The sequence below is a fragment of the Kocuria oceani genome (assembly GCF_029524215.1).
In the GTDB taxonomy this organism is placed as follows: domain Bacteria; phylum Actinomycetota; class Actinomycetes; order Actinomycetales; family Micrococcaceae; genus Kocuria; species Kocuria oceani.
In genome coordinates this window covers 1-6,144 of sequence record NZ_JARAMH010000042.1, presented here as the reverse complement: position 1 = coordinate 6,144, position 6,144 = coordinate 1, and the positions used below count along the sequence as shown (strand labels likewise).

The window sequence follows — 6,144 nt, the reverse complement described above, 5'->3', positions numbered from 1 at the left end:
AGCAGCCTCAGCCTTGGCCAACTCCTGGCCGGCCGAACCCACCGTTGCCGTGACCAGGATGGAGAACCGCACCATCGCCGCACCGCGGGCCTGCTCCTGGGCGGCCTGCTTGGCCTTGGCCACCGCCAGTTGCTCGGCGGCCGAGACGCGCCGGTTCTTCTGGTTGGCCGCGAACTCCGCATTGACGATCCGGGCGTTGACCTCCCGCACGCTGGACTGAGGATCAGCCGGGCGGTAGAACACCGTGACCCGCTTCTGCAAGAAACGGTCATCGGGCTCCAGCAGCGCCCGCAGTCCCCACTCCCGGAACACTCCCGAGGGTGCGCCGAACATCTGCCAAGACTTCGACACCGCCCCCGAGTGCGCGTAGCACATGGGCTTTGCCAGCACCTCGGCTGAGGTCGGTCCCACTTCCTCCCAGGACAACCCAGTGCCGGCGGCGGTCAGCCGGGACCGCTCTACATCGGCGGCCGCCGAGGGGTTGAATGCTACGTGCGTTGAGTCGGTCACGTCCGCTACTTGCAGCAGCGACACCGCCCCGGCCCCGGAAACGGTGGCCAACTCGCAGAAACCGGGGAGCACACCACCGACCTCTTCCATCAATTCCTGGGCCGTGCGCGCGGGCACCGCCCCGTCCGTGGACTCTCGGGCGGAGAATGTCAGCGTGATCCACTGATCCAACCGCGGTGTCCAGGACGAGAGCTCATTGACCACATCACCGATCACCTCCCGGGCGAACGTGGACCCACCCTCCTCGGCGCCGGCCACGGAGCGTGCGACCTCTACGGCATCACGCAACCGCTCCCCAGGATCAGCTGTTGACTGGGTGGTGACCGAAACCTGCACCAGGGATGGGACGCTGCCAGCCTCGCGCTGGAACTCTGACCAGGCATCGACCATCTGATCCACGCTCTCCTGATCGCGCAGCCCCATACCGGTCGAGGAGGTACCGATGAACACCGCCCCCGTCTGGGTCCGCGGGGCCCACAGCATCGCAAACGGCTGCCCGAACGTAGTGTGTCCCTCCATCATCTCGGTAGCCGCCAAAAGCCCCGGCGCCCGGAAACTGCCGTCCGGTACCTGCGAGGCCGGACCAGCCACATACCGGGTGTGCCCCTTCTTCTGTGCTTTGCGGAACATCGTCTGCGCCAGCCTTTTCTCCGCTCGGGACCGCTCGTTGCGATCCTTTGACTGCAAGTACCAGGTCGCCGGCACCGTCAGCACCAGCAGAAGCACCGCCAGCCACAACATCTGTCCGAACCACAGCACCAGCAGCGCCCCGATAGCACCGGCCCCGGCCACCGCTGTGGCCGCCAGGGACAGACCCATGATTCCGGTGACCTTGGTGTCCGTGATGTTGCCGTAGGACCGCACACGCGGCGTAGATTCCATCACCGTCTCCGACATCGTTTACTCCCCTGACTCCATCGAATTCTCAGCGTCGTCGGCCGCCCGACGCGCCTCGTACCCTGCCGCCCGGACGGCGTTCTGCACGAACGAAGCCCGCGCGCCTGTCGCCCCGCCGGTCTGCGTGGCGGTTCCTTCCGGGCCACTCACCGCGCGCAGCGGCTCCTCTGCGCCACCAGCGCCACCGTTGCTGCGCCCCGGGCTGGCACCGGTGGCACCCGTGGGACCACCTGCGGTGCTCGACGTCTCCCCGGCCGGCCCGCTGCCCGTCCCGGCCGACTCTGCGCTTTGCGCAGCGGCACCTGATGGGCCCGGTCCGTGGCTGCCCGTACTGCTAGGACCCGACCCGGGAGCACTGGGGGCGCCACCCGGGGAGGACTCTCCGGGCCCAGTCTCAGGCTGTGCACCCGCAGGCCCGTTACCACCACGTCCCTCGGCTGTGCTGACACCAGTGGCGCCGCCATCGGTGTCACTAGATCCCTCACTGCTGGTTGAGATTCCGCTAGCTCCTGGAGCACCGCTGGCCTGTGCCGGAGACCCCATGCCCTCACCTGCTCCAGAGCCGCCGGCAGTGCCAAAGCCGCCACTGGTGCGAGTGCTGGGACCGGTCCCGCCACCACCGGCCAGGGCACCCCCCTGACCACCGCCAGACATCCCACCGCCGGTTATGCCACCGCCGGTCATCCAACCGCCACCCACCCCGGCTCCGGCGGCTCGTGCCCCAGCACCGCTGGCCAGCGTGCCGGCACCTGCGGTGGCTGCACCGATCAGCGCGCCGGTGGCCAGCGCTCCACCGGCCGCCACGAGGCTTCCTGCCCCCATGCCCCGCGGACCCTCGGCCACCATCGGGGCCGCCGCTCGGGCCAGGGCCGGGAGAGCCAGAGAGGCTCCCACAACCATGACCAGGCCCACGAACAGGCCCACCATCTGATCCATCGGCTCCTCAGAGCCTTCTCCGACGTAGCCCTTGGCCAGGGCCAGGCCCACTCCCCAGATGATCGCGGCCACCGGTTTGAACAGCACTACAGCGATCAGCCACGACAGCACCTTGTCGAAGCTTTTTTTTCCCTTGTCCGTGGTGGACACCGCGGCGAAGAACGCCAACAGCCCGGCCAGCACGGACGCCATCCCATACGAGAACAGGACCAGGAAGGCGTTGACGAGCGACCCCAGCAACGCAATGAACGCCAGCACCAGCACGATCACCGCCAACGCCGCGGAACTCTGGATGCCGCTGATCATTGCCTGCAACCCCAAGGTTTCAGCCATCTGCTCATTGACGTCCTGGCCACCGATCTGCTCAACCAGCCACGGGGAAATCTGCGAGCCGAAATCCAACCCCATTGACGTCGCCACCAGAGCGACAGCCACGGCAGCCACGCTGCGCAGCATCGATGCGATCAAGCCCTCCACCGATCCCCGGCTCTGCTCCCGTGCGATCCGCACGCAACCAAAGGCCATGCCGATCACACCGAACAGCGGAAGCAACGCCCGGGTGGCCTCCACCGCACGCATGGCCGCCGACCCCTCGCCCATTCCAGGGGCCTCGATCGACAACCACCAGGTGCCCAGCCATTGCACCGTGTCGAACAGCGCAGTCAGCACCACCCCGGCCAGCCACGTCAGTATCGCCTCGACCCCACCTTCGGCCGCTGAGGCCGCCATCTCACCAAGACGTTCGAGCATCACGGGCCCCAGGTCACGGACGGCGAGGTAGTGGCAAAGTCAACCGTCATGAGCTGCTGGCCGGATGCCGGCTCAACCCGCCAATCCCCGTCCTCCCATACAAGATCGACTTGCCCGACTGCCTGCTGACGAACGCCTGCATCGTTGTCAAAGCTCATATAGATGTTGAATGACGCTCGATCTTTGCTGGCCTCTCGCACGTCGTAGCCATCAAACTCGGCACTGCGCATCGCTGCCGGGTCTGTCGCCGGGGCGCTTCCACTGCTGATCTGCTCGGCTCGGTCAAGCAGCTCGTTCCGATCAGGGCCTTCGGCAACGGCTACCTTGATGCTGTCCTGCGCCTCAGTACCCGAGGGATCGACAACCACGGCGTAGTTAGCGGCCGCCATTAGGGCCCCGGCGGGAGTGTGGGCGTAACCCACGCGTAGACCGGAGTCTCGCTTCTCGCATCCACCAAAATCCGTGGACATCGGCACGACGTTGTAACCGGCCGACACCCACTCATCGACCTCGGGCGCCTTATCTTCGACCGAGCCAGCGTCGGTGGACAGCTCCGCCTGGCACGGATAGGCGAAATCCTCGGAAGAAGAGCCCAGCAATCCATCCACCTCAGGAGCAGCCTCCGAGGCCGGCGCATGCGCGTTCTCCTCGGCGGGATTGGCCTGCTCGTTGGGTTCTACCGTGATGGTGCGGACCAGCAAGGCCATGATTACCAGCGCCGCCAGCACTCCGACCGCTACGGCTGCACCCAGCCACCGCGGACGATTCTTCTGCTGCGTTCGTTCCTGCTTCATCTGTCCTGTCCTCCCTGTGGGGCGTCGTATTCCGAGGCGCGGTTGCGGACCTGCAAGGGGCAGGCCCGCAACCGCGCAGGGATCGGTATCAGCCGATGATGACGTTCCAGATCGTGCCGGCGGCGCCGAGAAGGGCAGCGGCCACCAGCGGCCAGATCGGGGCTTCGATCTCGTTGCCGTGCCGGCGGTTCCGCCCGGCTGAGACCAGGCCAAAGATGAAGAAGACGAACAGCACGATGCCGGCGCCCCACAGAATCCAGGACACGATCAGATTGAAGTTGTCCAGACCCGGAGGGGCCTCAGGGGAAACGTTGATCGCCTGCATCACAGTGGTCTGGGCAGTGGCGTAGAGAGGGGGAATGTTCATGACTACTTCTCCTTTCGGGGGGAGCTCGTCCGGGTGGCGAGCTTGTCGAGGGCCTCGATCACCTTCCGTGATCGAGTCACCCCCAGATCGAGGGCCGGGGCAGCGGACTCGCGCAGCTCCGGCAAGAACGGGATCGTGTACCCGCCGCCTTTGACCATTCGCAGGACCGCGCGGGCCCGGCGGCGGCAGTCCTTGGAGACCAGCTCGGCGGGCCGGTCGTGGACGATGACCACGGCTACCGCCTCCCAGGGCACGATCCCGGCGTGGGAAGCCTGCACCAGCTCTTGGGTGGCATCGAGAGCGGTGCGGGTGCAGGAGGTGACTACCGCGGCGCGGGCAGACCATGGCGGCTCAGAGTCGGCGCCGTCGTGCACGTGCGCACCGCACGCGGCGGCCAAAGTGGACACTCCCACCCCACCGGCCGCGCCGATCAGCCACAAGCCCTTGCCGGACCCGGTGTCTTCCACACCGGTGCGACCCAACAACGAGGCCGCGGTGCCCAGCACTGGATCGGTGTCGATCGGCTCGGGACCGGCCTCCTCTTCTTCTGGGGGAAGCACGAAGGGGTTGCCCCCGGCCGGGGCCACCGGCCGCACCGGGCGGTCCAGTGGCGCAGCTGAGGGGGCCGCCGTGTCCTGATCCTGCCTGCCTGCCTGGGTGTCTTTGTCCTGGTTGGTAATCACTTCTCCTCCTTTCGGGCTGTGGCCAGCACGAGGCTGGGGTGCTGAATGTTGAGGTGGGGCATTAGAACTCCGCGATCACAGCTGCGGCTGCTAACTGCCATGCCCGTCGAGTGGGGCCGGAGAGGTCCTGGGCGCGCATCCGGCCCTGCACCAGCGCTTGATCGAAAGGCACGATGTGGGCCGAGCGCACGATCGGAGCGAACTCGCCCACGATTTCTTGGGCTTTGAGGGAGTGCTGGGGATGGACTTCCGAGACGATCACCACCGCGTTGCGGGCCAGTTGCGCGGCGTGACCACCGCGGGCGTGGAGGGCCTGGAGGGAGTTGACCGCGCCCTGGGCCTTGTCCGACTCAGAGGTGGTAGCGATCACCACCTGGTCGGTGTGGTCGATCATCCGCGTGAAGTTCTCCCCACGGGTCGAGTTGCCCGAGTCCATGATGATCAGCCGCCAGTTGCGGGAGGCGACCTCATGCAGCAGGTCTACCTCGGCCCCGGTAATGCGGTGATCGTGCTCGGGCCGCTCGTCGGAGCGCAGCACGTCGAAAGCGTCTTCTGGCTGGTGGTGGACGAACGCGGCCAAGTCAGCCTTGCTGGCCCCGGCCTTCAAGAACTGCGGGGCAGCAGTGATGAGGTCCAGCACCGTAGCGCTGTGTTCCCCCGAGTGGGTCCGCCACCCCAGGGTCCCCAACGACTCGTTGTTATCCCAGGCCAGAACTCCACCACCACCGGCGCGGGCCAGTTCAGCGGCCAGCCGGATCACCGTGGGCGTCTTGTTCGCCCCGCCCTTGGAGTTGAGTACGGCCACCGTGCGGGAACCGATCCAATGGCGCGACAGGGCATCCACCGCCGCGCGCTGGCGCAGCTCGGACTCGGAAGGACCAACTTTGAGCCCGAAGACCCGGTTGAGCCAACCCTGCCAGCCCTGCTCGGCCGGGTCGGGGGTGACCGGGGAGTTGTTCTGCAAGAAGTTCGGGGTATGGTCCGCAGCGCCGGCGACGCTGCGGCTCTCCACCAGCGGCGCTGACACCGGAGCTGCGGCGGTTCCCTCTGCCGGGCCCTGCGCCGGCGGGACCGGGGTCTTCGCGACCAGGAACGGATTGCCCACGGCGGATTTCTCCGCGGTGGGAGCAGTAGCCTCAACTGCGGTGGCCGCTTCTTGTGCCTGCGCAGGGACGCTTTCCTCGACGTCCTGCGGGGCCGGCTCCTC

General features: G+C 67.1%; 6 protein-coding genes. All 6 read right to left on the bottom strand.

Annotated elements, in window-relative coordinates; genetic code table 11:
• A partial coding sequence (locus PU704_RS19805; RefSeq protein WP_277552851.1) for an SCO6880 family protein occupies nucleotides 1-1,407 on the bottom strand: 1,407 nt, incomplete at its 3' end.
• A gap of 3 nt (nucleotides 1,408-1,410) precedes the next feature.
• Nucleotides 1,411-3,096: a hypothetical protein gene (locus PU704_RS19800; RefSeq protein ID WP_277552849.1), complete on the bottom strand. Its 1,686-nt coding sequence runs from the start codon at nucleotides 3,094-3,096 to the stop codon at nucleotides 1,411-1,413.
• Nucleotides 3,093-3,887 carry a DUF8175 domain-containg protein gene (locus PU704_RS19795; RefSeq protein ID WP_277552847.1) on the bottom strand — a complete coding sequence of 265 codons (795 nt, stop codon included), beginning with the start codon at nucleotides 3,885-3,887 and terminating at the stop codon, nucleotides 3,093-3,095. The genes PU704_RS19800 and PU704_RS19795 overlap by 4 nt, the downstream gene beginning before the upstream one ends.
• 88 nt (nucleotides 3,888-3,975) lie before the next feature.
• Nucleotides 3,976-4,254, bottom strand: coding sequence for a hypothetical protein (locus PU704_RS19790; protein ID WP_047803495.1), 279 nt, complete (start codon nucleotides 4,252-4,254; stop codon nucleotides 3,976-3,978).
• Between the two features lie 2 nt (nucleotides 4,255-4,256).
• Entirely contained in the window at nucleotides 4,257-4,937 is a 681-nt protein-coding gene (locus PU704_RS19785) for a DUF6668 family protein (RefSeq protein ID WP_277552845.1), read from the bottom strand.
• Between the two features lie 61 nt (nucleotides 4,938-4,998).
• Nucleotides 4,999-6,144 (bottom strand): MinD/ParA family ATP-binding protein (locus PU704_RS19780; RefSeq protein WP_277552842.1); only part of this gene is annotated, 1,146 nt, incomplete at its 5' end.